This window comes from Paenibacillus sp. 01T422, from assembly GCF_056398785.1.
Map to the genome: position 1 here is coordinate 1 of NZ_JBFTQB010001044.1, position 2,024 is coordinate 2,024.

Annotated in this window: 2 protein-coding genes; both read right to left on the minus strand. The window is 41.6% G+C overall.

Annotation, left to right across the window (positions count from 1 at the left end; all coding sequences use genetic code 11):
- Positions 1 to 1,507 (minus strand): sensor histidine kinase (locus AC1DUA_RS35260; protein WP_477504167.1); only part of this gene is annotated, 1,507 nt, incomplete at its 3' end.
- On the minus strand, positions 1,504 to 2,024 hold a 521-nt coding region (locus AC1DUA_RS35265), incomplete at its 5' end, for a helix-turn-helix domain-containing protein (RefSeq protein ID WP_477504168.1). The genes AC1DUA_RS35265 and AC1DUA_RS35260, both read right to left, overlap by 4 nt.

The following is a 2,024-nucleotide window of genomic DNA, read 5'->3' on the forward strand; positions in this document are numbered from 1 at the left end:
TCACATGTCCATCATCCGTATATTCACAAGTAATTTCCACAAATCCGGAACCTTCTTTTTCCCGAATGCCGTGATAAATCACATTTTCCACAATTGGCTGCAAAATGATTTTCGGAATTACTTTGACCGCAAGGGCTGGATCGAAATCGAGTTGATAATGAAGTTTATCCCCATATCGCTCCTTTTGAATAAACAAATATTGAGCAACATGATTCATTTCATTTTCAATCGTCGTCATCTCACTTCCACCGCTTAACGATAATTGAAAGAATTTGGCCAATGCTTTGGTCGTGGATATGACACGTTCGCTTTCATTAAATTCGGCCATCCAGACAATCGTATCCAATGTGTTATATAAAAAGTGGGGATTAATCTGGCTATGCAGCACTTTTAGTTCATAGGTGTGCAGCGTTTTTTCCTTCGTTTCGATTTCCTCCAGTAATCTACGAACCTCAGAAACCATCAAATTGAAATGTTGCGCAAGTCCCTGCACTTCTGTCACTCCGGATTCAGGAACACTTACTTCCAATGTGCCAGTCCTCACCTTTTGCATCGCTTGCTCCAATCGATGAATCGGCCGCGTAATGCTTTTGGCAATGAGCAGTGACACTGTAATAATAAGGATCAACAGTCCTAAACCGACAATGGCAAAAGATCGCAGCATCTGGCCGCGAATTTGCAACAAACCATCCAGCGAACTAACGCCTACCAATGTCCAATCGGAGTTTGCTATTTGTGTTTTATGAATAAGGACATTTTGGGATTGATCGTAACCATTAGCTGACATGCTTATGTTTCTTAATTGCTCTTTCTTGGCGGGATCAACAAAAAAAGTCGGGTCTTTGTGATAAACAATGCCGCCATGGCTATTAATGATAAAAGACGAGCCCTTGCTCCCCAGATCCAAATCCTTCAAATAATCATCAATGACGTTGTATTCAATATCCAGAAGGATAACACCAAGGTTGCGATTGTTCTCATCCTTCACTTCCTGGCTCATTGAGATTACCCATTTGTCCTTATCCATCGAGAACTCCTGCATGCGGGCAGAAGAAAGAGCTGGTGTCTTGCCTTTAATGGCTTCTACATACCAAGCCTCTGTCATCATATCGGATGACCGCTTCATGTTCAGCTTCGTTTCATTTGACAGCATATAGCCATCTTTTCCGATGACCACAACAGACTTGATATAGGGATCAGACATCAGCACGGTTTGGATAAGCTGCATTTCGTCTTTCTCCCCTTCTTTCGTTGGCGAGGCTAGTGTCTTGATGGTCTGTGGATTATTAGCAAGCACATTGGATAATACCAGCAGTCGATCAATATACGATCCAACGAATGCACCGCTTTTTGAAATGGCCATTTGCGACGATTGAATGGAATCTTTCATGACTACTCTAGAAATGCCCACATACAGGGCAGTGCCGATAATTCCTATCGTTACGAGACTGATTAACATATAAACGAATGAAATGCGAGATTGCAGAGAGCGGGGAAATCCCTTCACGAGTTTTTAATCCTTTCCCTGTATTGCAGTGGGGAGATCCCGAACTTCTTTTTGAATGCAGCGCTAAAATAATTCGGGTTATCAAATCCTACTGCTGTCGAGATTTCATATATTTTCAAATCAGAGACAAGAAGCTGAAGCTTAGCACGTTCTAGTCTGACAGCGATCAAATAATCCTGAAACGAGACATTAAATAATCTTTTGAACAGGACACTCATATATCCCGTGCTGAACCCTTTCTGATCCGCTAGAATAGCCAATGAGAAATCAGGATTAGCTACATTCTCATCGATAATTTTGGCGATAGATGCTTTATTATCGGATTCATCTGTTGCTTGCAGCGTCGTTTTATAATCGCTTACAAGGCTTTGCAGTTCGGATTGCTGCTGCTCACTTTGAAGTTTACTCACTAACTTTTGCAGTACCTCATACACGTCTTCCTTGGAAACCGGCTTAAGCACATAATCATCAATGCCAATTTTCAAAGAAGTAACCGCGTATTCATAATAGTCATATC